Raw genomic sequence first — 24666 nt, 5'->3', positions numbered from 1 at the left:
CATGACTTGAATTGTTGACGCCAAACCTTTGAAATATGGTGAGTCGCCGTTGGATTGAGCCTGCGAGGTTGCGTAGCATATGACGTTGGACAAGAGCCCCGATGCCTTTCGCACCATCAGCGAAGTCGCAGACGATCTTGATCTGCCGCAGCATGTGCTGCGCTTCTGGGAGACACGGTTTCCCCAGATAAAGCCGATGAAGCGCGGCGGCGGCCGTCGCTACTACCGGCCGGAGGACGTCGACCTCCTCAAGGGCATCCGGCATTTGCTCTATGATCACGGCTATACGATCAAGGGCGTGCAGAAGCTTCTGAAGACCAACGGCAACAAGTTCGTCATCTCGGTCGGCCACGGCGATCTCGCCAGTGTCGAGGCGCTTGCCTCGGGTGCGCAGGAGGCGGGCGCCGGGGAACCGCGTGTCGGAATGGCGGAGGAGGATCAGATTGTCGGCCGCGCCAAGCCGCCGATCACCCGCCGGTTCTTCAATTTCGTCGCCGGCGACGACGAGCAGCCGGAAGTGTCGATCGGCAAATCGAGCGTCGGCAAGGAAGACAGGGCGCTGCTTCAAGAGGCGCTCTACGACCTCCTGGAATGCAAGCGTCTGCTCGATCAGGTGCGCTGATTAGGTTCCGCAAAGCTGCTTCATCGCCTGTTCGAGCTCACTGAGCTGGAACGGCTTTCGCAGCACCGGGAGCGCGCTGGGGCTGCTGCCTTCCGGGGCGCTGCCATATCCCGTTGCGTAGAGATAGGGCTTGCCGCGTTCGTCGAGCAGCTTTGCGACCGGCAGCGAGCTACGGCCGGCGAGGGAGACGTCGAGGATTGCAGCGTCGAACTCCGCGTCCCTGGCGGTTGCGAGCGCCCGTTCCAGATCCGGCGCGCTCGCACGAACCCGATAGCCGAGATCGCTCAGCATGTCCTCAAGCAACATGGCGATCAGCGCATCGTCCTCGACAATGAATATGTCTTTCATGATCCCGTCCCCCCATTCCCCTGCCGGGGCACGAAGATTTATGTGGACCGCTCGCGAAGCGCGTCAAGACGCCACGCGCAGTGGTGGAAAACTTGTCGCACAAAACAGTGCAGCCGTTTTGAGACGCCGATATGTGTAAACATAAAAATCCAAGGTGCGGCAAGCGAATCTGAAAGATCGCGCCGCGCTTTGGGAACAGCATATTGCCCGGCGAAATTCGATGTGCAAAAGCTGGGATGCCGTTTCCGCGACGGCCGAGAAGGGGTGTGGAATGGATTTGTTGAGTGCCACGGATTGGCTGCGTCACAGGCCGGGCTATACCTATCCGCTGGCCGTCGCCTTCGTCGGTCTGACCTTTCTTCTAAGACTTGCCGCCAGTGATTACCTCTCCGGATTTCCTTTTCTGAGCTTCCTTCCGGCGATCCTGCTCGCAAGTTTCATAGGCGGCGCCGGGCCTGGCTTCGTGGCGGCCATGCTCGCCGGTTTCCTCGTCCAGCAGTTTTTCGTCGAACCGCACGATGCCTTCTGGCCGGTGAGCGCCGGCCAATGGATCGGTCTTGCGACCTTTCTCATCAATGCGGTGATCATCATCGGTCTGATGGAAACGATTATTGTCTCCTATGGCAGGCAGAGTCGCCTCCGCAGCGAGCTCAACAGTTTCAATGCGCGCCTTGAGGAAACGGTGGTGCAGCGCACTGCCGAACTCAGGCATGAGATGGAAGAGAATGCCGCCGCCCAGGCGCAGGTGCGCCAGTTGCAGAAGATGGAGACGATCGGTCAGCTCACGGGCGGCGTCGCCCATGATTTCAACAATATGCTGGCAATCATCATCGGTAATCTCGATCTCGCTCAGCGGCGGATGACCGGACACGAGGATCCGCGCCTGCTGAACTCCCTTCAGAACGCCAGAGACGGCGCCCAGCGAGCGGCGGTATTGACCGCACGTCTTCTGGCCTTCTCTCGTCAGCAGCCACTGGCCCCGGAGATGATCGACGTCAATAAGCTGGTCGGCGGCATGTCGGAGTTGCTCCGGCGCACGCTCGGCGAACATATCCGAATCGAGACTGTGCTTGCCGGCGGCCTCTGGCCGACTTTCGCCGATCTCAGCCAACTTGAAAACGCCATGCTGAACCTTGCCGTTAATGCGCGCGACGCCATGCCCGGCGGCGGTCATCTGACGATCGAGACCGCCAACACCGAACTTGACGAGCGATATTCGCGCATGCATTCGGAAGTCGAGGCGGGCCAGTATGTGATGATCAGTATCACCGACACCGGCATCGGCATGTCGGCCGATGTAATCGACCGCGCCTTCGAACCGTTCTACACCACCAAAGGACCCGGCAAGGGAACCGGTCTCGGGCTGAGCCAAGTCTACGGCTACATCAAACAGAGCGGCGGCCACATCAAGATCTATTCGGAGATCGACCGGGGAACGACGGTAAAGATCTATCTGCCGCGTCATGTCGGCAAGGCGGATGCCCGCCTGGCCGCCGTCGGCGCCCAGCCGATTCCTCAGGGAAGCGTTAACGATACTATCCTGGTGGTGGAGGACGATGAACATGTCCGCACCATGACCGCCGAAAGCCTCCACGAACTCGGTTACAGCGTGTTGCAGGCGGCAAGCGGCGTGGAGGCGCTTCTCCTTTTGGAGGAGAACCCCGACGTCGATCTGATCTTCACCGATATCGTTATGCCGCAGATGAGCGGACGTCAGCTCGCGGATGCCGTTCAGGTAAAATGGCCGGGAATCAGGATTCTTTACACCACTGGTTACACGCGTAATGCCATCGTCCACAATGGCGTGCTTGATCATGGCGTTTCGCTGCTCGCCAAGCCATTCAGCCTGGAGCAACTCGCCCATAAGATCCGCGAACTCTTGAACGTCCCGGTGACCGCGGAAGATGAGGGAACGTGAAGGCGTGCAGGCTGCGCGCCCCCAGCCCCAATTCCTTATTCGAGAACCTGGATCACCCGATGCGTCTTCGGCTCGACGATCACGCGACGCTCGTTCACCACGGTGTAGGCATAGCCGTCGGCATTGGGCACGGTATGGACCTCAATCGTATCCGGCAGCGTCGCGCCAACCGTGATTTCGCCGTCATAGACGACGGATGGCGTGTTTTGCTCCATGACATAGGTACGCACCTCGCCTGGCAGGACGACGGAGCCGGTTGGTGCTGGATCAGTGACAACCACTGTACTCTGTGCGAAGGCCGCCGAGCAGATGGTCAGCATCGCGGCCGTAGTCAGCATGATCTTGCGCATGGGGTGTTCTCCTTGTGGATTCTAGACATCAACGCAACGCCGGCCATACGGCATAGTTCCGCCGCCTTGATGTCGTGACAGAGGCCAGCGCGCCGATTGTTTGTTGCTAAACCCCTTTATGCACCATACGGTTGAGCCGTCCGAATCATGTTCAATGCGAGTCGTCTGGTGGCATCACAGCCGGGCTCTTTACCCTTCGTTAACCATGTCGGCGATTTATGTCACGTGAACGGCCGGATGGCCGTTGATTCGACGATCCGGCGCGTTTCGGTCTGCGAATGGGTTTCTGGAAAGAGGATTACGGCGGCTCGAGACATGCGGTTGGGGAAGACGATATCGCTGTTGGCCGTGGCGGGTCTGATGGCCGGCTGCACGTCGACAGGCGGTGTGCGACAGCCTTCCGGACCGGAGACGGTGGCCCCTGAAAAGGCGCTGGTCCTGCCGCCGCCGGGCGGGCCGTCGATTGTCAGCGTCGTGGAGCGCAAGCGCGGCAATGGTGTCGAGCAGACGGTCTCGCTGTTCACCTCATCTTCCGTACCCGGGCAGAATTTTCTGAAAGCCGAGTTCTTCGGCGCTTCCGGGGCCAATCCCGGGATGGGCAATGCCAGCTTCAGCATGATCAACGAGAGCGGCATTGCTCGCGAGGTGGCCCGTTCGGCTCCCGGCGTGCCGATGACGACATCGGCGACCTTCCTGCAGAACGCATATGGCCCCTTCGGCTATGCTTCCGGCCGCAGTCGCGCCGGCGATACCTGCATCTATGCCTGGCAGCAGATCCGCTCGAGCGCGGCCGCCAATACCCAGGCCCGCAATTTCGGCATGATCCAGCTGCGCCTGCGCCTGTGCGATGCTCGCGCAACCGAGCGCCAACTGCTCGGCATCGTCTACGGCTATACCATCACCGGCACCTTCGATGGCCCGACCTGGAACCCGTACGGTAACCCGCCCCCAGCCAGCGCGGCGCTCGGTCGTACCGGCGAACCGATCTATCCCGATGAGGGCGGATATCGCGCCAGCCCGATGCCGCTCGGCTATGAGTCGGCCCCTGCGGTAGTGCGCCTGCCGCGGACCGCTCCGGTTCGTAGCGCCCCAAGCCAGCAACCGGTGCAGGACGCCGCGCCCTTGCCGACGCCGATCGGTCCGCGCGTGCCGCTGCCGAGCGAGGCGCCACAGACGAGTGCCGCGCCGGATCCGGCCGCCGCGCCACTGGAACAATCGGCAAGAGCGATCGGCGTCACGGTGCCCTCGCCGGATTGCATAGGCGACGCGGGCATGACGGCCGTCTGCCGGAGATAGAGTATGCCCCCGGGTAACAGACGGTGCCCCGGCGCAATTTCGAAGGAACGTCGATGCGCAAAGCCCGCAGTGTGTTCATATGGGCCGTTGTTTCGCTCTGCATGATCGTGCTGATCACTCTGCCGGTTAATCTGCAGACCCAGCTCATCACCAGCATTACGGTCGTCTCGGTGATGGCGCTCATTAAGATACTGAAGGGCGAGGGGACATGGCGCCTGGTGGCGCTTGCCTTCGGAACGTCGATCGTGCTGCGCTACGTCTATTGGCGCACCGCCAACACCCTGCCGCCGCTGAACCAGCCTGAGAATTTCATTCCCGGCTTGCTTCTCTACCTTGCCGAAATGTACAGCGTCGCGATGCTGGCGCTCAGCCTTTTCATCGTCGCCACACCGCTCCCGCCGCGCCCATCGCGAGCCGCCAATCCCGGGCGCTTGCCCCATGTCGATGTGTTCGTGCCTTCTTATAACGAGGATGCCGGCCTTCTCGGAAACACGCTGGCTGCCGCCAAGGCGATGGACTATCCGGCCGACAAGCTGCATGTCTGGCTGCTCGACGACGGCGGCACCATGCAGAAGCGCAATTCCGGCAAGTTGCTCGAGGCCCAGGCGGCGGCGGCCCGCCATGGCGAGCTGAAGCAGCTCTGCCAGGATCTTGACGTCACTTATCTCACGCGCGACCGCAACGAGCATGCCAAGGCCGGCAATCTCAACAACGGCATGAAACATTCGACCGGGGAACTCATCGCCGTTTTCGACGCGGACCACGCGCCGGCTCGCGATTTCCTGCTCGAGACGGTCGGCTACTTCGAAGACGACCCGAAGCTCTTTCTCGTCCAAACTCCGCATTTCTTCATCAATCCCGACCCGCTCGAACGCAATCTGCGCACTTTCGAAAAAATGCCGAGCGAGAATGAGATGTTCTACGGCATCATCCAGCGCGGCCTCGACAAATGGAATGCCGCCTTTTTCTGCGGCTCGGCTGCAGTCTTGAGCCGCAAGGCGCTCGAATCCCAGAACGGGTTTCGGGCATCAGCATTACCGAGGATTGCGAGACGGCGCTGGCTCTCCATGGCAGCGGCTGGAACAGCATCTATGTCGACAAGCCGCTGATCGCCGGGCTGCAACCGGCCACCTTCGCGAGCTTCATCGGCCAGCGCAGCCGCTGGGCGCAGGGTATGATGCAGATCCTGCGCTTCCGCTTCCCGCTTCTGAAGCGCGGCCTGTCGATCCCGCAGCGCCTGTGCTACATGTCATCCACGCTTTTCTGGCTCTTCCCGTTCCCGCGCACGATCTTCCTGTTTGCGCCGCTTTTCTACCTGTTCTTCGACCTGGAAATTTTCACGGCCTCCGGCGGCGAATTCCTTGCCTATACGCTTGCCTATATGCTCGTGAACCTGATGATGCAGAATTACCTCTACGGATCCTTCCGCTGGCCCTGGATTTCCGAGCTTTACGAATATGTCCAGACGGTGCATCTGCTGCCAGCTGTCGTCTCGGTCATGCTCAATCCGCGGAAGCCGACCTTCAAGGTTACCGCCAAGGATGAATCGATCGCCGTCAGCCGCCTGTCGGAGATCAGCCGCCCCTTCTTCGTGATCTTTGCGGTGCAGATCATCGCGCTCGTCATTACCTTCTACAGGATCTATGCCGAGCCCTATAAGGCCGACGTCACACTTGTCGTCGGCGGGTGGAACATGATCAATCTGATCATGGCCGGCTGCGCACTCGGCGTCGTATCGGAACGTGGCGAGCGCGCGTTGTCCCGGCGCGTCCGCGTCAACCGGCGCTGCGAGTTCTATGCCAATGGCAAGTGGTATGCGGCCTCGATCGAGGACGTCTCCGTCCATGGCGCAAGGCTGCATATCTTTAACAAGCATCTCGATGAACTGCTCGTCGGCGCCCCCGGCGAGATGCGCTTCCGGCCCTATAGCGGTGCAGATCTGGAAACCCTGCCGCTGATCGTCCGCAACATCGAGCCATCAGGCGATATCATAGCAATGTCGGCTGCCAATACGTGCCGAAAAGCGCGCTTGATCATCGCCTGATCGCCGATCTGATGTTTGCCAATTCCGATCAGTGGACCCAGTTCCAGGAATCTCGGCGCCGCAATCCGGGTCTCATTCGCGGCACCATCTGGTTTCTCGGCCTGTCCCTCTATCAGACCAGCCGCGGCCTGGTTTACCTCTTCCGCAGCATGCGGCCGGAGCGGGAGGCGCAGCAGCGGGCGGCAAAGGTCAATGCCGGATGAGAAAGATCGTCGCCGCCGCGCTCCTCCTGTTGCATGCCCCCGCTGTCACCCAGGCGCAGACGGCGCCCTTCGACATGTCCGGCGAGCGTCCGCCCGGCGCGTCTACTGCCCCGAGATTGACGCCGCCTGCTCCGCCCGCAGCGACGGCGCCGGTACCTGTCACGCCACCCATTTCCGTTGCGCCCGCACCCGCTCCTGCGCCGATCACTGTCGTGCCGCAGCCGGCAGCGCCGGCGCTTCAGCCCGGCGCGGCGAATGCCGCTTCGCAGCCGCGCCACCGCGATATCAGGCGTTACTTAGTGCCCTTTTCGAAATTCAGCCTCAATGGCGAATATGACCGCCGGTCATGGTCTGTCTATCTGACGCCCGAGCAGGCGGCCGCCAAGGCAAGTTTCACCTTCGCCTATCAGAATTCGATCGTCGTCGCGCCGGAAGCATCCGCGCTGACCGTCTATCTCAACAATCGTCCGATCGGTCAGCAGCGGGTCAGCTCGGCGGACGGCTCTTCCGCCGTCACTTTCGAAGTTCCCCCCGGCCTGTTGCAGCCGGGCGCCAATCTCGTGACCTTCCAGGCAGAGCAGCGCCACCGCACCGACTGCAGCATCCAGTCCACCTATGAATTATGGTCGAATATCGATCCGGCCGGAACCTATCTGAGCTTTGCCGGCGGGAATGCCGCGGAGCTTTCGAGCGCCGACGCGATCCGCGCCATCGGCATCGATGGCGCGGGCAGGACGGAGTTCGATATCGTCATCCCGGCGCTGGAGCAGCCGGGGACGATCAAGCCGTTGTTGCGGCTGGCACAGGGCCTGTCGGTGCTGAGCAGCATGCCGAACCAGATATTTGCCTTCAGCACCGCCTCCCTTCCGGCCGCCGGTCCTGGCAAGCTCGGTGTGCTCGTCGGGACCGCCGCGGAACTGCGGCCGTTGTTTCTCGGTCTGCCCCCCGGGCCGAAAGCGCGCCGCTCGCCGCTTTCGTGACCGATCCGCGCAGCGGCTCGCCGGTGCTTCTGATCAGCGGCCCCTCATGGCAAGCAGTCTCCTCCGCGATCGATACCATCGTTTCGCCGACTGACAGGTCCGCGGACGTCCGCCGCGATGCACTGACCACCGAGCGCTGGAGCGCGCCGAATGCGCCGCTGGTCTTTTCCGACACCAGCATCGCCCTCTCGCAACTCGGCGTGAAGACCACGGAATTTTCCGGCCGGCGGTTCCGCACCAGCTTCAATGTCGCCGTGCCGGCCGACTTCTATGCCAATGCCTATGGCGAGGCCAAGGTGCTGCTCGACGCCGCCTATACTGACAATGTGCTTCCCGGCAGCCATATCGATATCTACGTCAACGACAACATCGCCTCCACCGTGCCGCTTACTTCGACCACCGGCGGCATTCTCCGTCATCTGCCGATCCGCGTGACGATGCGCCACTTCAAACCCGGCCTCAATACGATTGCGATCGAGACGATCCTGATGACGAAGGACGATGCCGCTTGTGCTCCGGGTGCTACCGCCGGTGCCAATCCCCGTTTTGCCCTGTTCGATACCTCCGAAGTGCACATTCCGGATTTTGCCCGCGTCGGGCAGCGTCCGAATCTGGCCGCAATGTCCGGCACAGCTTATCCCTATGGCCGGGCGACGGAACCGACGCCGCTCTTCATCGATCGCGTCGATGCCGATACGCTTTCGGCCGCCGCTACGCTGCTCGGTCAGATGGCGGTGATGGCCGGTCATCCGATCGCCCTCGAAACCGTGGCCTCGCCGAATACCATCGGCGATCGGGACGCCATCTTCATCGGCTCGATTTCGCAGATGCCGGCAACCGCGTTGACGCAGGCCAACATCTCGACGGCGAGCCAAGCCTCGTGGCGTCCGGTGGCCGACACGCAGCCAGGCGTCGTCGATACCGGCACGGCCTTCGAGGAGTGGAATTCCAAGGTGAGCGGCGGTATCTTGCGCAGCCGCATCACTGCCTTCCGTGAATGGCTGGGGCGCAATTTCGATATCACCCGCAGTTCGCTGCAGTTTATCCCCGGCGCCGAGAAGGTCTTCACCCCCTCCAACGCCGACACGCTCGTGATTGCGCAGGGCTCCAGCCCTTTGGGAGAGGGTACGTGGACCGTGGTGGCGGCACCCTCGGCGAAGGATCTGCGCGAAGGGTTCGAGGTGCTGACCGGTCAGCTGAACTGGCCGCAGATATCAGGCCATATCACCACCTATTCGAGCAAGACGGGCAAGATCGATACGGTGCCCGTCACCCGCTTCGATTTCGTCCCGTCCACGCCTTGGTCGATCGCCAATTACCGCTTGATCGCCGCCAATTGGTTGTCGACGAATATCCTCTCCTATGCTTCGCTGCTCGTCGTCTTCGTGCTGCTGATCGGCGTCGCTACCTCGCGCATGCTCAAAACGCTGGGCCGGTCCAAATGAGGTGGTGGCGCGTGCTTCTGCTTGCGGCGACGGTTACATTCGCCTCCGTAAGCCCGTCCGCCGCTGCACAGCAGGCGATGATCAATGCCGATGCGTGGTCTGCCTATAAGGCGAAATTTCTCGATGCGAGTGGCCGGATCATCGATAACGGCAATGGCAATATCAGCCATAGCGAAGGACAGGGCTATGGCATGCTGCTCGCTTATCTCTCGGCGAGCCCCGCGGATTTCGAGCAGATCTGGTATTTTACCCGTACCGAGCTGCTGTTGCGCGACGATGGCTTGGCCGTCTGGAAATGGGATCCCAACGTCAAGCCGCACGTGACCGACACCAATAATGCCACGGATGGCGACATGCTGATCGCCTATGCCCTGGCGCTTGCCGGCACCGCATGGAAGCGCAACGACTATATCCTCGCCGCCTCCCGCATGGCGCAGGCGTTGCTTGCGAAGGCCGTCGTCCACTCGGCGGGCCGGACGCTGCTGATGCCGGGCAGCGAAGGTTTTGGCGCCGCCGATCGTGACGACGGCCCCGTCGTCAATCCTTCCTACTGGATTTACGAGGCAATGCCTGTCATGGCAGCGCTTGCTCCCTCCGATGCCTGGAAAGAGCTGTCGGACGATGGCGTGGCGCTGTTGAAGACGATGCAATTCGGTCCGCGCAAGCTTCCTGCCGAATGGGTCAGCCTCAGTGGCCCACCGCGACCGGCAGAGGGTTTCGACGCCGAATTTGCCTATAATGCCCTTCGCATCCCGCTCTATCTCGCGCGCGGCGGCATCACAGACAAGGCGCTGTTGAACCGCCTGCGAATGGGGATGTCGCAGAATGGCATTCCGGCCACGATCGATCTGACCACAGGCCGGCCGAAGACCGTGTTGCTGGATCCGGGTTATAGAATTGTTAACGATGTTGTGGCCTGTGTAGTCGACGGGACCAGGCTGCCGGTCTCGGCTCTGCAATTCGCACCCACGCTCTATTATCCGGCCACGCTTCAATTGCTGGGGCTGGCCTTTATCGGGGAGAAGCATCCGGAGTGTCTGTGAAAGCTTCTCTCGTGGCGATGTCAGCGGCAGTCGTGGTGGCGACCCTCGTCACCGGACTGAAGGATCGTGGCGCCCTGCAGCAAAAGCTCGGCCTTGGCTCCGCAGACAGGCCGGGGCCGGAGCTGTTGATGATGGGCCGCATCAAGCCGGACGACGCTCCCGCGGGCAATTCCGAATTCAATGCCGAAACCGTCGCCGACAGGATCGAAGCGATCACTTCGTCACCGGCACCGGGCAGCGGTGAGTCGAATGTCGCTGCAGAGCAGCCGGCAGCACCGCAACCCGATGCGCCTCAGACAGCTGCGGAGCCGGCCCCGGTCGCGCCGCCGATCGTTTCCGAGCCGCCGGCGCCTCAAAAGGCTGCGGCGTCCGCGCCGCCTGCCGTCGATGAAAGCGCGCTTCGCTATTTTGCCAGCCGGGGCGACAAAGTGCGCCTGCAGGCCGAAATCTCTCGGCTTCAGGCGCTTTATCCCAACTGGGTTCCGCCGGCCGATCCGCTCGCCGTGCCGCAAAACGGCGACAAGCAGCTCGAGGCCATGTGGAAGCTTTATTCCGATGGCCGCTATGCCGAGTTGCGCAAAGCGCTCGCCGACCGTCAGGCCGCCGACGCCGGATGGCAGCCGCCGGCCGATCTGCTCGAGCGGCTTGGTGTCGCCGAGGCCCGCTCCCGCCTCATCAACGCTTCGGATCTCAGGCAATATGCGACCGTGGTCGATATCGCCGCGGCGACGCCGAGCCTGCTCACCTGCAGCGAGGTCGACGTGCTCTGGCGTGTCGCCGAAGCCTTCATCCGGACGGAGAGGGCGCAGCGCGGGCAGGATGCTTATGCCTATATCCTGAAGAACTGCACCGACGCTGCCGAACGGCAGGCGACGGTCGAAAAAGCCTCGACCCTGCTCGACTACCAGCCGATGCAGGCGCTGCTGGCGCTGGAAAAACCAGCTGTCGACGGCAGCAGGGAATTCGATGCAATCCGCGACAACCTTGCCCGACGTTTCGTCGCTGAAAGTAACGACGATCCGAAGCTCGCCATTGCGCCGAACTATATCGCTCACCTCGAAAAGCTTGCCGAAAGCCAGGGACTGGCCTCCGATGCGCTGCTGCTCGGCTGGCACCAGCTTCGCCGCAACAACCCTGCCGATGCCGAAAAGTGGTTTCGTGCCGCCCGCGACAGGGAGGATACGGCGGCCGCCTCGCAGGGGTTGGCGCTGGCGCTGATCGCCCGCAAGGCGCCGCGGGAAGCCGAGGACGTGATGTTCCGCTGGCGCGCCGATTCCGATGATGCGACCGCGACCTATCTTGCCGCCACCGCCAACCTGATGGCGCTGCAACCGCCGGCCGATCTGACCGAGGAAGTGCTTCATCGGATCGCAGCCGAAGTCATCGCCCGGAAATATGTGCCGACGGCGCAGCAGTTCGGCTGGTATGCCCGTTCTCTCAACCAGTTCCAGACCGCCGCGCGCTGGTTCGAGACCGCGCTGGCCTGGAAACCTGACGACGAACCGTCCGCCTATGGCCTTGCCGTCACGCGTGAGCAGCTGAACGACCGCAAGGGTGTCCTCGACCTCCAGCGCGGCTGGGCCGGCCGGTCGGCGCGAATCGCCAATCTTCAGGACACTTCCTTGCCGGCGTCGAGCGCCGATACGCAGCCCGCAAAAGCGCCGCTCGCGGCGCAGCAGCCGGGCCAGCCGGCAGAGCCGCAGCGTCCGGCAGCTTCCACGGCGCCGGTTCCGACTGAGCCGCCGACTGTGCGGCAGCCGGAACCGGAGGTCGCCATCCGCGCCGCAAGGCCGGCGATGCAGACGGTGACTGTCGAGCGCGGTCCGCGCCAGGCGCGGGACTGTTCGACGACCATCGACGCCGGGCGATTGGGGCCGGGCGAGGCGCTGTCGCGCGGCTGGTGCCTGATGGATATCAACCGGCCGATGGAGGCGGTCTCGGCCTTCGAGACGGCGTTGCAGAGCCCGGTCCGCAAGATCCGCGAAGACGCAGCCTATGGTCAGAGTCTCGCCTATCTGCGCGCCGGTCTTTCCAGCAATGCCGCCGTCGCGGCAACCAGGGCGCCGCAGAGCCGCCAGCGCGCTACCGAACTGCAGGTGGCGATCCTCGCCGATCGCGCCTTGTCGGCCTTCGACGCGGGACGTTACCGTGAAACCCTCATCTATCTCGATCAGCGCGCCCAGTTGCAGCAGGAGCGCATCGATCTGATGGTTCTGCGCGGTTACTGCTATCTCAATCTGAAAATGTATGATGACGCGATGCGGATCTTCGAAGCCGCCGCCGCAACCGGCAATCGCGACGCCGCACGTGGTCTGGCCGATGTTCGCAACGTCACGCATCCCGATGTCAACGACTGACGTTGACGCCGTCGCCGCTCTCGGCTACTCGCCTGCCGGAGAGGCCCGGGCTGCCTCGTGCTCGCAAGGAAACACCCGTGTCCGGTCACCACGACGTCCTCGACAGATCCTATGACGCCTTCCTCTTCGATATGGACGGAACGCTGCTGAATTCCATTGCCGTCGTCGAGCGCGTCTGGAGTGAATGGGCAAGACGCCATGGTTTCGAGCCGGAGGTTTTCCTGAAAACGATTCACGGCATCCGTGCCTCCGACGTGATCCGCGGCCTCGGCTTGCCGGGTGTTGATCCGGCGCACGAGGCGGATCTGCTGCTGGCCGAGGAGATGGAGGACGTCGCCGGCATCGTCGAAATCCCCGATGCCGTCCGCTTCCTCAACGCTATCCCCGACGGCAGATGGGCGATCGTCACCTCGGCGCCGATCGAACTCGCCAGGCGCCGCATGGCTGCAGCTGGCATTCCGATGCCAAAGGTGATGATCAGCGGTGAAACTGTCAAATCGGGCAAGCCGAGCCCAGAAGGTTATCTGCTCGGTGCAAATCGCCTCGGCGTCGATCCCGTGAACTGCCTGGTCTTCGAAGATGCAGTTGCCGGCATTCTTGCCGGCGAGGCCGCCGGCGCCGATGTCACCGTCGTCACCGAAACCCACGCCACGCCTTTCGAAACTCCGCATTTTTCGGTTGCCAATTATCGGGCGTGGCAGCCTCGCCAGACCGCCGAAGGCCGGCTGAAGGTCGTCGCAATCTGAACGTTACCGGGCGAACTGATGTCAGTGGAATCATATTGACGTAAGAGACTTCCGCCTGATTGACTTGCAACGGTGGGTTGAGTTCGGTTTAAAAAGTCGGTCGCGATCCCGACCAGGGTGGTCCTGTGCAGCCCTCGGCGCTGTGCTCCATGTTAGCGTCGATCAGCACCCCAGCTACCGGCGTCGCTTCGAAGCGAAGCGCAGTGTCCGGCCTGGCGGGATTGCCATCATGCCGAGCACGGCGCCCGTCCTATTTCTCAGCGCGGTTGAGGAGAATGCGCATTTCGTCGAAGCGGCGCTTGCGGTCACCGTCATCGGCGTTCGGTGAATAGCACGTGCTCGACACGCAGAAGCCCGCCAGGTTGTGCGGCTTGTCCGCCTTGTCGAACTCGCATTCGAATATGTCGGTCATTTCGGCCGGCGCGGTTCCCTGCCGCGTCGAATAGGACATGCGGACACCCGGCGGCTTCAACTCGGGAAAGGATTGCACGGTGCCGATAGCGAGCTGATCGGTCATGAAGAAACTCTTTGCCACGGATTTGCAGGTATCCTCGAGCTCAGGCGACTGCGCCATCGCATCAGCGGGTAGGGCGAACGCGGCAAAGGCAAACAATATGATCGGCTTACGCACTGCGACTTCCTCCACTGTCTCTGTCGATTGAGGTAGAGCAGTGAGACCAAAAGCAAATGGTGGTCTGACCGCGGTGAATCAAACAACCCCACCATGTCCGCATGTGGTGACATCGGACTTCAGGCTCGGTTTCGCGATTGTTTTTCGACATCAAGAGTCTGTTGGCGATCAATAGCCTTTAGCCGAGCCATTATCTGCAAACAGCTTCTTCCTGGCATACCACTCGCATTCGAAGTTTTGCGAACCGGCGAGAAACACGTGCACATGATGCTCCGCACCGCCGGTTTCCACCTCGACACCTCGCGTTGGATTTGTGAATGTAACTCCGGTAGGCGCATCAGTCGCACGACACAAGCGCGAGCATCGGTTGGCGGTAGTCAAAGCCATCGCTGATGAAAAGAAAGCTGCAATCGCCAAAGGTCGGGCGCAGATTGCAAATGAGCTCGCTTCTACTGCAGACGACGAGACTCCGTCATTGAAGGCTGAGCACGCCTTGCGTTTCAAATGGAAAGGGTGGTCAACGAATTCGCCATCGGAAACATCGCGTGGGACTTTCGGGGGACTGTTTGCGCCGATCTGTGCTTTTCGACGGCTTCCGTTCTATTTTTATTCCACGACCCTCATTTTCCCCTTGCGCTATGAAGGCCGATTTCATAAAGCAATCAAGCCGTTTCGGCAGGTCGGGGCGTAGCGCAGCCCGGTAGCGCACTTGACTGGGGGTCAAGGGGTCGCTGGTTCGAGTCCAGTCGCCCCGACCATTTATCCCCTTGAAATCCCAGTCAGAACATCACGATAAATGTGAGTGCAGCGCGTGCGTGGCTGCGGTAGAGAACGGGCCGTCAGTGCGGTTTCTGCGCGATTGCAATCATCGATTTTGCCAGAAGCGGAATTCTTCCGACATATTCGAAGTCGACGTCTTCGAAACCTGTGTCGAGCAGCAGCGTGCTGAGCGTCCCCGGGGACCAGAATTTGATGTGGCCATGCTCTTTGAGCGGCATGAAATGGTCATCCATCTTTCCGCTTACGGCCAAAGCCAGATTTTTCCAGTAACCGTGAAAAGGCGTCGAGACGACCGCAATGCCGCCCGGTTTCACCAGATCGTACATGGTTGCCGAGAAAGCCTTCGGGTCGTAAACATGCTCCACCACCTCTATGCTGATCACCGCATCGAAGGTCCCGTAGCGGCTGGAAAGATCGTCGTAGCCGGAACCGATTTCCAGCGGAAGATCGGGATGGACCGCTTTCGCTTTCGCAATACCGTCCTCCGACGGATCGACGCCCACGACGTCGTAGCCTTTCTCCACAAGCACCGAGGCAGCGCCGCCGGTGCCGCAGCCGAGATCAAAGACCGCCGTTTCGCTAGCCTCGTGGAAAGTGTTTTCAAGAACATCGACAACGGTCGGCAGGATATAGGAATGAGCAGTCGTCGGCTTGGCGTGAACATAGGTAGTAGCGTCCAGTTCGATAGACATTTTACCTCCTGAAAAAATTGCACGTGCCGAGGCAATGGTACGGCGGACTTTGACGGCAGTGTGGTGCCGTTATGGTAATAAGGTGATCAACGCCGGTCGGCATTCGCCGCATCCTCCGATGCCCGTCGGCCGAACCGCTTTAAGCTCCTCTTCACCACGATGCGAGTGATGGTCATGCTCGCGGCGGGAATATCCCGGAGCTGATTGACAGTTGAACGCGAAGATGCTGAAAACGGCCGGACTTCGGATCCATGTCATCAGGTGGAGAAAATCGTCAGTCTATCTGGTTTGATTTTGACCACGTGAAGTAAATCATGTGATGAAATGCTGCCTTGACGGGAGTGGTCGAAAAATAGCTTTTCTGGTTATTTTTGAAACCCATCAATAGACGGACGAAAAGCTGTCTATTTTGTTAAGACTGTACAGAGTTTTAGGCCGACAGGCTTGGTTTTGAATTTCAGAGAACCTTTTAGCGTTTCGCATTTTTGCGAATATGTGTAGATTAGGACTGTTCCTCTCAGAGATTGCCTGGTGCGAGCGCATGGTGGATATGAACCAGACTCTAACTTGCAGGCAGGCCCTTGCCGGTGCTTTCCAAGCTCTGTCGGACGAGGCGGTCAAGGCCGGTTGGTCGGAGGGCGACGTCGCCCTCGCGCTTGCCGAACTTGCCGAGGAACGAGTGATGGAGCTGACCGCTAAGGTGATCACCGAAGGCTTCATCGATCCGCCGTTCATCGCCGCTGGCGGCCGCTGCAAGGGCTGAAGCACGTTACGGCAACGCCGGGATCAGGATCAAGCCGCGAACAGCGAATTTGAAAAAAGCGCAACACGCCTGAGCCGCTCTCACACCGATAATCCTGTGGCCTTCGCCGCTGTGACAAAGGAAACTCCTGTGGCGTGCGGGCTGCGCAGCCGATCGAGCGCATCAGGACAATATTGGAGCTCAACGCGATAATCGCGCCCCCGCTTGCCCGGCCATCGGTTCAGATATTCGACGGCGTCGCGGGCGGTGGAAACGATCAGGCTGGTGGCTGGAGATAAGACTTGGACGGGGAGGGAAAGTGTTTTTTACTCAACGTTGCATTCGCAGATCCCTCCTGCAAAACACGCTGCACGCGCGGGGAGGAAAATTTCTTCCGCAGGAATTTGCGCAGTTGCTAAAGTTAGGACCCTCACGCATAATAACTTCATTGCCGGTTGCGGAGGGCGGCCGGCGATGCAAGCGTGTAGGCGTTTGCCCTCGGAGGGAAGTGCGGCGTGATGTTACGATCATCAATTCATCCGCATGATCTACCGCTCTTTTCGGAAGATCTCGACCTGCTTTCGCAAGTGCTCGACAAGGTCTGCGACGAACGCGGCCTGGTCAGAACGACGCCGGAAGCCGAGAGGATCGGTGCGGTTATCATTCAGCTTTACAGGCAGGGCGTGAGAGACGGCGGCAAACTCGCCGACCTTGCCAAGACCTATCTCTGATACCTGGTTCCCGCAATAAAGGATGGGACCGCGAAACCTGACGGATAGATCTGGTCAGTCATCATTGGCGGCATTGAGATTTTCCGGCCGGATGCCGTCATCGGTTGATGTGCGTGCCCGCAACCGGATGCCGGGACCGCCTTCATCTTGATTGCCGCTCGACAGGAAGATGATGCCATGCGCCTCGAGGGTACTGCGCACGTCGAACAGCGCATGCGGCTCCCCCTCAAACTCGCCCTTTTCCAACGCCGTCACGATCTCGACCGGCAGGCCGCTTGCGGCGGCGAGCTCTTCGATGCTCATTCCGATCATGGCGCGCGCGCCGCGTATCTGCGTTGCTGTGATCATGGCGCAAAATCTAGCGCATTTGCCGCGCTTCGCAAGTGGCGCAGCGGCCGATTGCGACCTGCCGTAATGTTCAAGCCTCCCGCAATTTTACACCGAACAGATCGTCATGCATGCGCTCGACGGCGATCCCCATGCCTCCCATGAGGGCGGCGCGGTTGCCGAAGCGGCTGATCTCGATGCGCGGCGGGTAGGGGGTGCAACGCGGCAGAAAACCGCGGATGGCGTTTACGAGTTCCGGCCTTGCACCAATGCTGCCGCCGGTGATCACCAGCTCGGGGTCGAGAGTTGCTCCGATGGCGGCAATAGCGATGGCCACCAGCCTCGCCGTTTCTTCGATTGCGGCGATAGCGCTCGTTTCGCCTGCATTGAACGCCGCGAAGAGGTCGGCCACGGTAGAAGCGTTGCGGCCGCCGAAACCGGTATAGCGCCGCAGCATCGCAACGCTGCCGACCGCGCTCTCGAAGGTTCCCAGTGTAAAACCGCCGGGATCAAAAGCATCGCCGCCGAGTGGAAGATAGGCGATTTCGCCGGCCGCGCCACGGGCACCACGCAACAGCGCGCCATTGGCGATAATGCCCATGCCGACGCCGGTGCCAAGCGCCACGAAAGCAAAATTGCCGACATCGACGCCGTGTCCCCGCCATCTCTCCCCTTGCGCGGCGAGGTTGACGTCATTTTCGATGATCACCGGTATGCCCATCTTGTCGCTGAACGATTGCCGCAGATCCATCGCGTCCACGCCGGGAATATTCGGCGCCACATTGATATGTCCGGTAGCCGGATCGAGAACGCCGGGACTGCCGAGAACGACGAGACGCAGCTTGTCGGCAGTCGTCCCTGCCGCAAGTGCGAGTTGAGTGATCAGGTCGCTGAACTGGTTGACGAGATGCGGTCCACCGCGTGGATCGGTGGGCATTTTGGTTTCCGCAACGACGTTGCCCAACAGATCGCAGATAGCCGCAGCGATCTTGGTGCCTCCGAGATCGATGGAGACAGCCAGGCCCGCGCTTGCGTTGATTTCATAGATGATCGCATTCCGGCCGCGACGACCATCGGTCTGCCCGACAGCTTTCAGCCACCCTTCATCCTCAAGATCGCGCACGACATCGGAAATCGTCTGTTTCGATAAGCCGGTCAGCTTGGCAATATCGGCGCGAGAGATCTTCCCCTTGGCCAACACGGTCCGGATCACCGCGTTGGTCGAGATTTTTCGTGCGATGGGAGTCTGTACGATAGAAGAGGTCGTTGCCATCCGGCTGCTCGTTCCAATTAGTTCGAGGTGTATCCCTAATGTAAGGTCGGTCCGGTTCTCAACCATCGCGAAATGGCGGGTTTAGTCCTCAACCCTCGTTTCGTTAGCCGAGTTCAGTACACGGAAGTCGACAATTTGTCTACGTCCTTGACAAAAGAGGAGCCGCCTGTAGGCTGGGGATCAACGCGTAATCACATGCGCGATTGAAGAGGGTCGTGGACAAGTATGCACCATACATATTGTCTGGGTCAGCGCGCACGCGCCAAGATCGCCCGAAGAGGAATCGGCTCAGGCTGGTTCGGCTGTTTCTCCGTTTCGCGTTCTACGGGTTCCTCAACGCGGCTGTCGGGGACCTGTGTATGATAAAGCCCTCGACGGATGGACAGCTTTCAGCCGACGCCGGCGTATTGCTACCTATAATGGCGCCACGCCTTCAGGCGGATGTTCATCCGGACGGATATGCCGATCTTGCCCTTTGGGGTGCCGGCAGCTTGGGGCGCGTGCGGTTTTCTCCGATCGCCGGCCCATATAGTTACGCTCCGAACCGGCTCGTCTCGAAACAGGGCGGTGTTTTCGTCGCGCAGTCGCTGCCGGTGATGCTGATCAAAGGAGTGAGCCTGCAGGGCGTCTATCCAGCGCGCCGTTGCGCCTGGTGGCACGAGCCTGATGGGCGAGACGCGAAAGCGAAGGTGTCCCGCAGCGGCCATCGGCAGATTTTCGAAATGGGCTGGGGCGCCCTTATCGTGGAAGCTCAAGAGTCCGATCTGCGGATTGCCGGCGGTGCCTCGAGAAATGAAGCCGAGAGAGCGCTCGATCTCACCAGTGAAGCCATTATCACCGAAGCCGAGGAATATGTGGCGCGTTGCGACATGATGCCTGAGGCCGACCCGCTGATGCGCAGCATGGTCAGCCAGGGCATACATGCGGCCCTTTCCAGCATAAGGCGCGACGAAAACGGCGCCTTCGCCGGCCTTGCCGCCGGACAGGCCTATAGCGCTCCGGCGCGGACCTATTACCGCGATGGCTATTGGACGATGCAGCCTCTTCTGACGCTTGCTCCGGAGGCGGTGCGCGACGAGATCCGGCTGCTCGCCAAGGGAATCCAGCCCGACGGAGAGGCCCCGAGCGGCGTTATTCTGACGGGACCGGCGCAATCAGATGCCTGGCAGAGCTTCGTCGCTGACTGCAAGGCCAATCCCAAAAACCACAAAAGAGCAGTTCCGGAGTATCATAATCGTTCGCAGGATTGGTGGAGCGACCACTTCGACAGTCCGCTTTTCTTCATTCTTTTTCTGGATGATTATTTCGGCGTTACGAAAGACGTGGCCGAGGTGCAGTTTCATTGGCCGACAGTGAGGGCGATCATGGATCGCTATGTCAGTCTGGCCGGTCCCGACAGCGTTCTGCCGCTGAAGCCGCGCAACGACCGAGATTGGGCCGACAATGTCTTCCGTGACGGCCTTGTCTCCTATGATCTCGGCCTCTTCGTCGGCGCGATGGATGCGGTGGCGAGACTGGGCGAGGGGCACGATGCGAGCCTTGCCGAACATGCGCGCAAAACCGCAATGCTTGCTCGCCGGGAAATCGAAGCCAGGCTCTTCGTGCCGGCAACGGGAGGATATCTCGACTACGGAACGCCTGGCTCTTTTGTCGAGGATCATCTGGCTCTCGACAGCCTGACCTTGTCGCGATTTAGTGCTATTTCAGAGGAGAAGGCTGTCGGTCTCCTGAGAGCGTTTGAAACCAGACTGGAAACGCGTAACAATCAGGAACAGCCCTATGGCAGTTGGGGTGTGATGTGCGCCTATCCACCATTCAAGCGGCAAAGTGATTTGCGATCCAAGACCGCCTTTCCCTACCGCTACCATAACGGCTCGGACTGGCCTTATTGGGACGGCGCCTACGCCGAAGAACGCCTTCGCCACGGACTTGGAGGCGCGCGCTACGCATTGACGCGCTGGTGGGAAACCTGCCTCGACAACGGCTGGATCGGCGCGGTGGAATATTTCTCGCCGCCTTACGGGCGCGGCTCGCTGCTCCAGGGCTGGAGCGCCATGCCGGCGGCGGTGGTTCTCAAATATGGGCTGGACGCCGCAAATGCGGAGCCGATGTCATGAACTCTACGGCGTCGTCGGCTCTAGCCGAATCCCTAATCGATCAGCATTGCGAAGGCGACGCCGCCATCCCGTTCGAATTCCGAAAAGCCGAGGTGGCGGTAGAAGCCCCTGGCGCGTTCGTTGTTCGGATCGACGCCGAGATGTACAGCTCCGACCCCATGATCCTTGAGCGCCTGAAGCTCGGTGCTGATCATCCTGCGTCCCCAGCCGGCTGCCTGACGCCCGGGAAGAATATTGATGTGGAGATGCGCGGGGTACTTGTCTTGAAGCCACGCCGTTCCGCTGCGGGGATTGTGAATTCGCTCGATCACGTCGGCGTCGCGCGGAAGGGCGGGCGTCAGTCCCGCGATCTCCCGGCGCACGAACGGCCACCAGTTCGCCTGCAAGTCTCTGTCGAACGCGCTGGTATCCGGAGTGCCGACGACATAGCCGACCGGGCGGTCGTTCTGGACGAGAACAAAGGCGAAGTCTTTGGCGAATTTGAGATAGGGTACCGACCAGATGTAGCCGGGCAGATGCGGGTCGCTGTAAAGCGCGCTCGCATCGTCTCCGCCATTCGCGGTTTTCAGGCAGATGTCGAAAAGGGCGTCGATATCCGCATCAATCGCCGGACGGATGAAGCAATTGGTGTCCATCACATTGCCACCTCCTGCGGGGCTTTGTCATTTCAGGCCGCGAGAAGGCTGATGCATTGATGATTACCTCAGATTCGCCAGCCCGGCAAAGCTCTGAGGGAAGAAAACGTTCGGCCGGTGCGTGGCGCCCGGCCTGAACGGGGAGTGGAGAATAAACCGAATAAAGGTGGAACAGAGGAGAAGTAGCGTGAAATCGATCAACATTCTGTCGGCAAGCCAATGGAAGGCAGCTGTCGCGCTGACCGGCGCTGCGCTTGTAAGCTTCAGCCTTTCGGCGGCGGCGCGCGCTGACGATCTGGCTGTATGGGACGACCAGACTTATGAAGGTCAGAGTGCGGTCATCGAGCAACTGAACAAGGACTTCGAGGCTGCGCATCCCGGCGTTACGATCAAGCGTACCGCCCGCACATTCGATGACATGAAGTTGACGCTGAAGCTTGCGGTTTCGGCAGGCAACGGCCCGGTCGTCACGAAAGTCAACCAGGGCGCCGGCGATATGGGCGCGATGGTCAAGGAAGGACTGCTCCTGCCGGTTGACGACTACATCAAGAAATACAGCTGGGATAAGCGGCAGTCCGATTCCGTGCTGGCGCGAGATCGCTGGGATGGGCCAAAGTTTGGCGTCGGTAAGACCTACGGCATATCAGGCCTCGCCGAGATCGTCGGCCTATACTACAACAAGAAGATCCTCGACGATGCCGGCATAGCGCTGCCGAAGACTTTCGAGGAACTCCTGGCCGATCTCGACAAGCTGAAGGAAAAGGGCGTTGCGCCATTCATGATGGGCAGCGCAAAGCAGCATCTGGCCCTGCACATGATTGGCGCCATCGATCAAGCCCATATCGACGCAAGCAATCGCGCCGAGCTTGATGATCTGATCTATGGCAGGGGAGGCTCCTGGAACACCAAGGGCAACATCGAATCCGCAAAACTGGTGCAGAAGTGGGCGCAGGGCGGCTATTTCTATCCCGGTTTCGAGGGCATTTCGGGTGACGACGCCGTCCAGCTTTTCATATCAGGGCAGGGCGCATTCCTGATCTCGGGAACCTGGTATTTCGGTGATATGCAGCACAACCAGGATATAGGCTTCATGGCCATTCCTGCCCCGAAAGGCATTACCAAGCCGCTGAGCGTCGGCGGCGTGGATCTTGCCTGGGCGATAACGAGCCTTGCCAAAGATCAGAAAACGCAGGACCTGGCCGGTGAATATATCGACTACATGGTTTCGGAAAAGGCTGCCGAAACCTGGGCCAATGCCAGCTATCTTCCGGCAACGTCGCTTGCGGCGGATGCGAAGCCCAAGCTCACGCCGCTGCTGAGCGCCGGCATCGAGATGTGGAAGACGCTCAACGCCAATGATGCTCTCGGCCACTATCCCGATTGGTCGAGCCCGACGATGTTGAAGACAATCGACGATAACACGCCGCTTCTCCTGTCCGGCAAGATCACGCCTGAAGCCTTTGTCGATGCCATGGACAAGGATTATCAGGCTTACCTGAAGGGTCAGAAATAAATGGCGCGGACGCAGGCCGCGACCTTCCGCGGCCTGCGTCCCGTCGACATCATTTCAAGAAATCAGCGCCGCGATCTCAGGCTTGCTGCACGACGACCATAGCTTTGGCTTCATGGAGTACCGGAATGAAGCGCTCCCCACTTGATGGCTCCGAACATACCAATTGGATCTATCTCTTCCCCGGATTGCTGCTTTACGCGGCCTTTGTCTTCGGGCCGATTGTCGCGGCTCTGGGGTTGAGCCTGACCAGTTGGGATGGCTTGACCGTGCCCAAATGGGTTGGCCTCGGCAATTACATCGATCTCTTTTCCGATGATCGTTTTTACATCGCCTTGCGCAACAATGCCGAGCTGATGATATTCTACTGCGTCCTGCCGCTCGGGCTCGGCATAGGTCTTGCCGCCTGCGTCTGGAATCTGAAGCAACGGGAACAGCTCGCTCTGCGGACATTCCTGTTCCTCCCATATATCATGCCGACTGCCGTGTTGGGCATCATCTGGGCATGGCTCTACAATCCTGCATTCGGCCCGTTCAACCAGTTTCTGAGAGCAGTGGGCTTAGGCATGTTCGCACTCCCTTGGCTGGGAGATTTCAACTTCGTGCTTCCCGCGGTCGGGATCGTTGCCACCTGGTATTTCTTCGGTTTCTGCATGGTCATTTTCCTCACGGGAATTCAGCGCATCGATCCATCGCTCTTTGATGCTGCCAAAGTCGATGGCGCTTCGGCGCGAAAGACGTTTTTCTGGATAACCCTGCCGCTTCTCATGCCGGAGATCAGGGTGGTTTTGCTGCTGACGGTCATCGCCTCGATCAAAAGCTTCGACCTGATTTTTACAATGACCCGCGGCGGACCCGCCAACGCCACGCTCGTACCGAATATCTACATGTATCAGCTCGGTTTCGAGCTCAATCGGTTCGGCGCGGCTGCGGCCATCGCCATTGTCGGCGCGCTGCTGACATTCGCAATCAATTTTGCAATTCACCGGCTGGTGGGCTCGAAAAAGTAAAGGAATGGCTTGATGAGCCGTAAGTCCAACATTCCCGCCGCCCCGCTCTTTCTTCGCCTTGTCCTCTGGCTTCTTGCAGCTGTAACGATCACGCCGTTCCTGCTTCTGCTGCTGACCTCGATCAAGAGCAAGGCCGACGTTCTGCAGGGCGCATTCGCGCTGCCGGCCTATCCGCATTTCGAAAATTACCTCGATGCCTGGAACGCCGGGCATTTCAACATCTACTTCTGGAATTCGATCATCGTTGTCATTCCTGTCGTTGTGGCAAGCGTCCTTCTGGGCCTGCTGACGGGTTTTGCCTTCGCTTATCTGTCCTTTCCGCTAAGGCGCACCCTGTTCGCTATCCTGACACTCGGCATGATGGTGCCGGCGGAGGCCTTCATCATCCCGCTTTATTATGAAATGCGGTATCTTGGGTTGATCAACACCTATGCGGCCGTCATCGTGCCGCAGATCGCGATGTCGATACCATTCTCGACGATCTTTCTTGCCAGCGCGATGCAGCAATTGCCGGAAGAAATTCTGGAAGCGGCCGTCCTCGATGGCGCGGGGCGATTCTATATTTTACGCAAGATCGTCGTACCGCTGATGGTGCCGGCGATGTCGACACTGGCGCTGTTCCTCTTCATCTGGACCTGGAATGAGTTTCTGATTCCGTTCATTTTGGTGAATGACGACGCCTATCGGACGCTGCCCCTCGGTATGCTGTTTTTCCAGGGGCGCTATACCGTCAACACGCCGGTTCTGACCGCCGGGGCCGTCATTGTCATCGCCCCGCTAATCCTGACCTATCTCGTTTTCCAGCGGCGGTTTATTGCCGGCCTGACGGCAGGCGCGACGAAATAGGCCCGTGATCAGGCGGCAGA

21 protein-coding genes, 1 tRNA gene and 2 pseudogenes are annotated in these 24666 nt (G+C 60.3%); 16 read left to right on the top strand and 8 right to left on the bottom strand.

The window, feature by feature from the left end; genetic code table 11:
* Positions 1-79 precede the first annotated feature (79 nt).
* Positions 80-622 carry a MerR family transcriptional regulator gene (locus tag FHT70_RS05800; protein ID WP_011424865.1) on the top strand — a complete coding sequence of 181 codons (543 nt, stop codon included), beginning with the start codon at positions 80-82 and terminating at the stop codon, positions 620-622.
* On the opposite strand, the gene FHT70_RS05795 is transcribed toward FHT70_RS05800, so the two are convergent.
* Entirely contained in the window at positions 623-970 is a 348-nt protein-coding gene (locus FHT70_RS05795) for a response regulator (protein ID WP_097598419.1), read from the bottom strand. It abuts the gene before it with no gap.
* A 271-nt stretch (positions 971-1241) separates the two neighbouring features.
* Between FHT70_RS05795 and FHT70_RS05790 the strand changes: the two genes are divergently transcribed.
* Entirely contained in the window at positions 1242-2888 is a 1647-nt protein-coding gene (locus FHT70_RS05790; protein ID WP_183699503.1) for an ATP-binding protein, read from the top strand.
* A 35-nt stretch (positions 2889-2923) separates the two neighbouring features.
* Here the strand turns inward: FHT70_RS05790 and FHT70_RS05785 are convergent, their stop codons facing one another.
* A complete protein-coding gene (locus FHT70_RS05785) occupies positions 2924-3238 on the bottom strand; it encodes a DUF1236 domain-containing protein (protein WP_097598418.1) in 315 nt (104 codons plus the stop codon).
* A gap of 315 nt (positions 3239-3553) precedes the next feature.
* On the opposite strand from FHT70_RS05785, the gene bcsN reads away from it, so the two are divergent.
* The 6 genes and pseudogenes from bcsN (at position 3554) to FHT70_RS05755 (ending at position 13352) form a co-directional block, all read left to right on the top strand.
* Positions 3554-4534: a cellulose biosynthesis protein BcsN gene (bcsN, locus tag FHT70_RS05780; protein ID WP_183699501.1), complete on the top strand. Its 981-nt coding sequence runs from the start codon at positions 3554-3556 to the stop codon at positions 4532-4534.
* A 53-nt stretch (positions 4535-4587) separates the two neighbouring features.
* Positions 4588-6781 (top strand): annotated as a pseudogene (gene bcsA, locus FHT70_RS05775) (UDP-forming cellulose synthase catalytic subunit).
* Positions 6778-9206: pseudogene (locus FHT70_RS05770) on the top strand (cellulose biosynthesis cyclic di-GMP-binding regulatory protein BcsB). The pseudogenes bcsA and FHT70_RS05770 overlap by 4 nt, the downstream one beginning before the upstream one ends.
* Complete coding sequence (locus tag FHT70_RS05765) at positions 9203-10249, top strand: glycosyl hydrolase family 8 (protein ID WP_183699499.1); 1047 nt, start codon at positions 9203-9205, stop codon at positions 10247-10249. The pseudogene FHT70_RS05770 and the gene FHT70_RS05765 overlap by 4 nt, the downstream one beginning before the upstream one ends.
* Positions 10246-12606, top strand: a complete 2361-nt coding sequence (locus FHT70_RS05760) for a cellulose synthase (RefSeq protein ID WP_183699497.1) — start codon at positions 10246-10248, stop codon at positions 12604-12606. Before FHT70_RS05765 ends, FHT70_RS05760 begins: the two co-directional genes overlap by 4 nt.
* A gap of 77 nt (positions 12607-12683) precedes the next feature.
* Positions 12684-13352 (top strand): HAD family hydrolase, encoded by a 669-nt coding sequence (locus tag FHT70_RS05755; RefSeq protein WP_097598412.1) that lies wholly within the window; start codon positions 12684-12686, stop codon positions 13350-13352.
* A 250-nt stretch (positions 13353-13602) separates the two neighbouring features.
* Here FHT70_RS05755 and FHT70_RS05750 read toward each other — a convergent pair whose 3' ends face one another.
* Entirely contained in the window at positions 13603-13983 is a 381-nt protein-coding gene (locus FHT70_RS05750; protein WP_097598411.1) for a hypothetical protein, read from the bottom strand.
* 367 nt (positions 13984-14350) lie between these two features.
* On the opposite strand from FHT70_RS05750, the gene FHT70_RS05745 reads away from it, so the two are divergent.
* Entirely contained in the window at positions 14351-14674 is a 324-nt protein-coding gene (locus FHT70_RS05745) for a hypothetical protein (RefSeq protein WP_176536257.1), read from the top strand.
* Positions 14665-14741: transfer RNA gene (locus tag FHT70_RS05740), tRNA-Pro, on the top strand. Before FHT70_RS05745 ends, FHT70_RS05740 begins: the two co-directional genes overlap by 10 nt.
* An 81-nt stretch (positions 14742-14822) precedes the next feature.
* On the opposite strand, the gene FHT70_RS05735 is transcribed toward FHT70_RS05740, so the two are convergent.
* Positions 14823-15455: a class I SAM-dependent methyltransferase gene (locus tag FHT70_RS05735; protein ID WP_085777731.1), complete on the bottom strand. Its 633-nt coding sequence runs from the start codon at positions 15453-15455 to the stop codon at positions 14823-14825.
* A gap of 541 nt (positions 15456-15996) precedes the next feature.
* On the opposite strand from FHT70_RS05735, the gene FHT70_RS05730 reads away from it, so the two are divergent.
* On the top strand, positions 15997-16218 hold the full coding sequence (locus tag FHT70_RS05730) for a hypothetical protein (RefSeq protein WP_097598409.1): 222 nt from the start codon (positions 15997-15999) through the stop codon (positions 16216-16218).
* An 80-nt stretch (positions 16219-16298) separates the two neighbouring features.
* Here FHT70_RS05730 and FHT70_RS05725 read toward each other — a convergent pair whose 3' ends face one another.
* Complete coding sequence (locus FHT70_RS05725; RefSeq protein WP_183699706.1) at positions 16299-16478, bottom strand: DUF982 domain-containing protein; 180 nt, start codon at positions 16476-16478, stop codon at positions 16299-16301.
* 237 nt (positions 16479-16715) lie between these two features.
* Between FHT70_RS05725 and FHT70_RS05720 the strand changes: the two genes are divergently transcribed.
* Complete coding sequence (locus FHT70_RS05720) at positions 16716-16928, top strand: hypothetical protein (RefSeq protein ID WP_064801730.1); 213 nt, start codon at positions 16716-16718, stop codon at positions 16926-16928.
* 54 nt (positions 16929-16982) lie between these two features.
* Here FHT70_RS05720 and FHT70_RS05715 read toward each other — a convergent pair whose 3' ends face one another.
* Positions 16983-17276, bottom strand: a complete 294-nt coding sequence (locus tag FHT70_RS05715; protein ID WP_097598408.1) for a helix-turn-helix domain-containing protein — start codon at positions 17274-17276, stop codon at positions 16983-16985.
* Positions 17277-17346: 70 nt separating this feature from the next.
* Positions 17347-18528 (bottom strand): ROK family transcriptional regulator, encoded by a 1182-nt coding sequence (locus tag FHT70_RS05710; RefSeq protein ID WP_183699495.1) that lies wholly within the window; start codon positions 18526-18528, stop codon positions 17347-17349.
* Positions 18529-18887: 359 nt separating this feature from the next.
* Between FHT70_RS05710 and FHT70_RS05705 the strand changes: the two genes are divergently transcribed.
* On the top strand, positions 18888-20645 hold the full coding sequence (locus FHT70_RS05705) for a glycogen debranching protein (protein ID WP_183699493.1): 1758 nt from the start codon (positions 18888-18890) through the stop codon (positions 20643-20645).
* Between the two features lie 32 nt (positions 20646-20677).
* Here the strand turns inward: FHT70_RS05705 and FHT70_RS05700 are convergent, their stop codons facing one another.
* Positions 20678-21280, bottom strand: coding sequence for a GNAT family N-acetyltransferase (locus tag FHT70_RS05700; RefSeq protein WP_183699491.1), 603 nt, complete (start codon positions 21278-21280; stop codon positions 20678-20680).
* Between the two features lie 166 nt (positions 21281-21446).
* Here FHT70_RS05700 and FHT70_RS05695 point away from each other — a divergent pair, with 166 nt between their 5' ends.
* The 3 genes from FHT70_RS05695 to FHT70_RS05685 all read left to right on the top strand — a co-directional run bounded on the left by FHT70_RS05695 (position 21447) and on the right by FHT70_RS05685 (position 24646).
* On the top strand, positions 21447-22793 hold the full coding sequence (locus FHT70_RS05695) for an extracellular solute-binding protein (protein ID WP_085777737.1): 1347 nt from the start codon (positions 21447-21449) through the stop codon (positions 22791-22793).
* A gap of 125 nt (positions 22794-22918) precedes the next feature.
* Positions 22919-23800, top strand: coding sequence for a sugar ABC transporter permease (locus tag FHT70_RS05690; protein ID WP_183699489.1), 882 nt, complete (start codon positions 22919-22921; stop codon positions 23798-23800).
* 12 nt (positions 23801-23812) lie between these two features.
* A complete protein-coding gene (locus FHT70_RS05685) occupies positions 23813-24646 on the top strand; it encodes a carbohydrate ABC transporter permease (RefSeq protein ID WP_183699487.1) in 834 nt (277 codons plus the stop codon).
* The last annotated feature ends 20 nt before the right edge of the window (positions 24647-24666 follow it).

It is taken from the genome of Rhizobium sp. BK049 (assembly GCF_014193135.1).
Classification (GTDB): domain Bacteria; phylum Pseudomonadota; class Alphaproteobacteria; order Rhizobiales; family Rhizobiaceae; genus Rhizobium.
The sequence above is the reverse complement of the archived record's forward strand: the minus strand, read 5'-3'. Positions and strand labels throughout refer to the sequence as shown.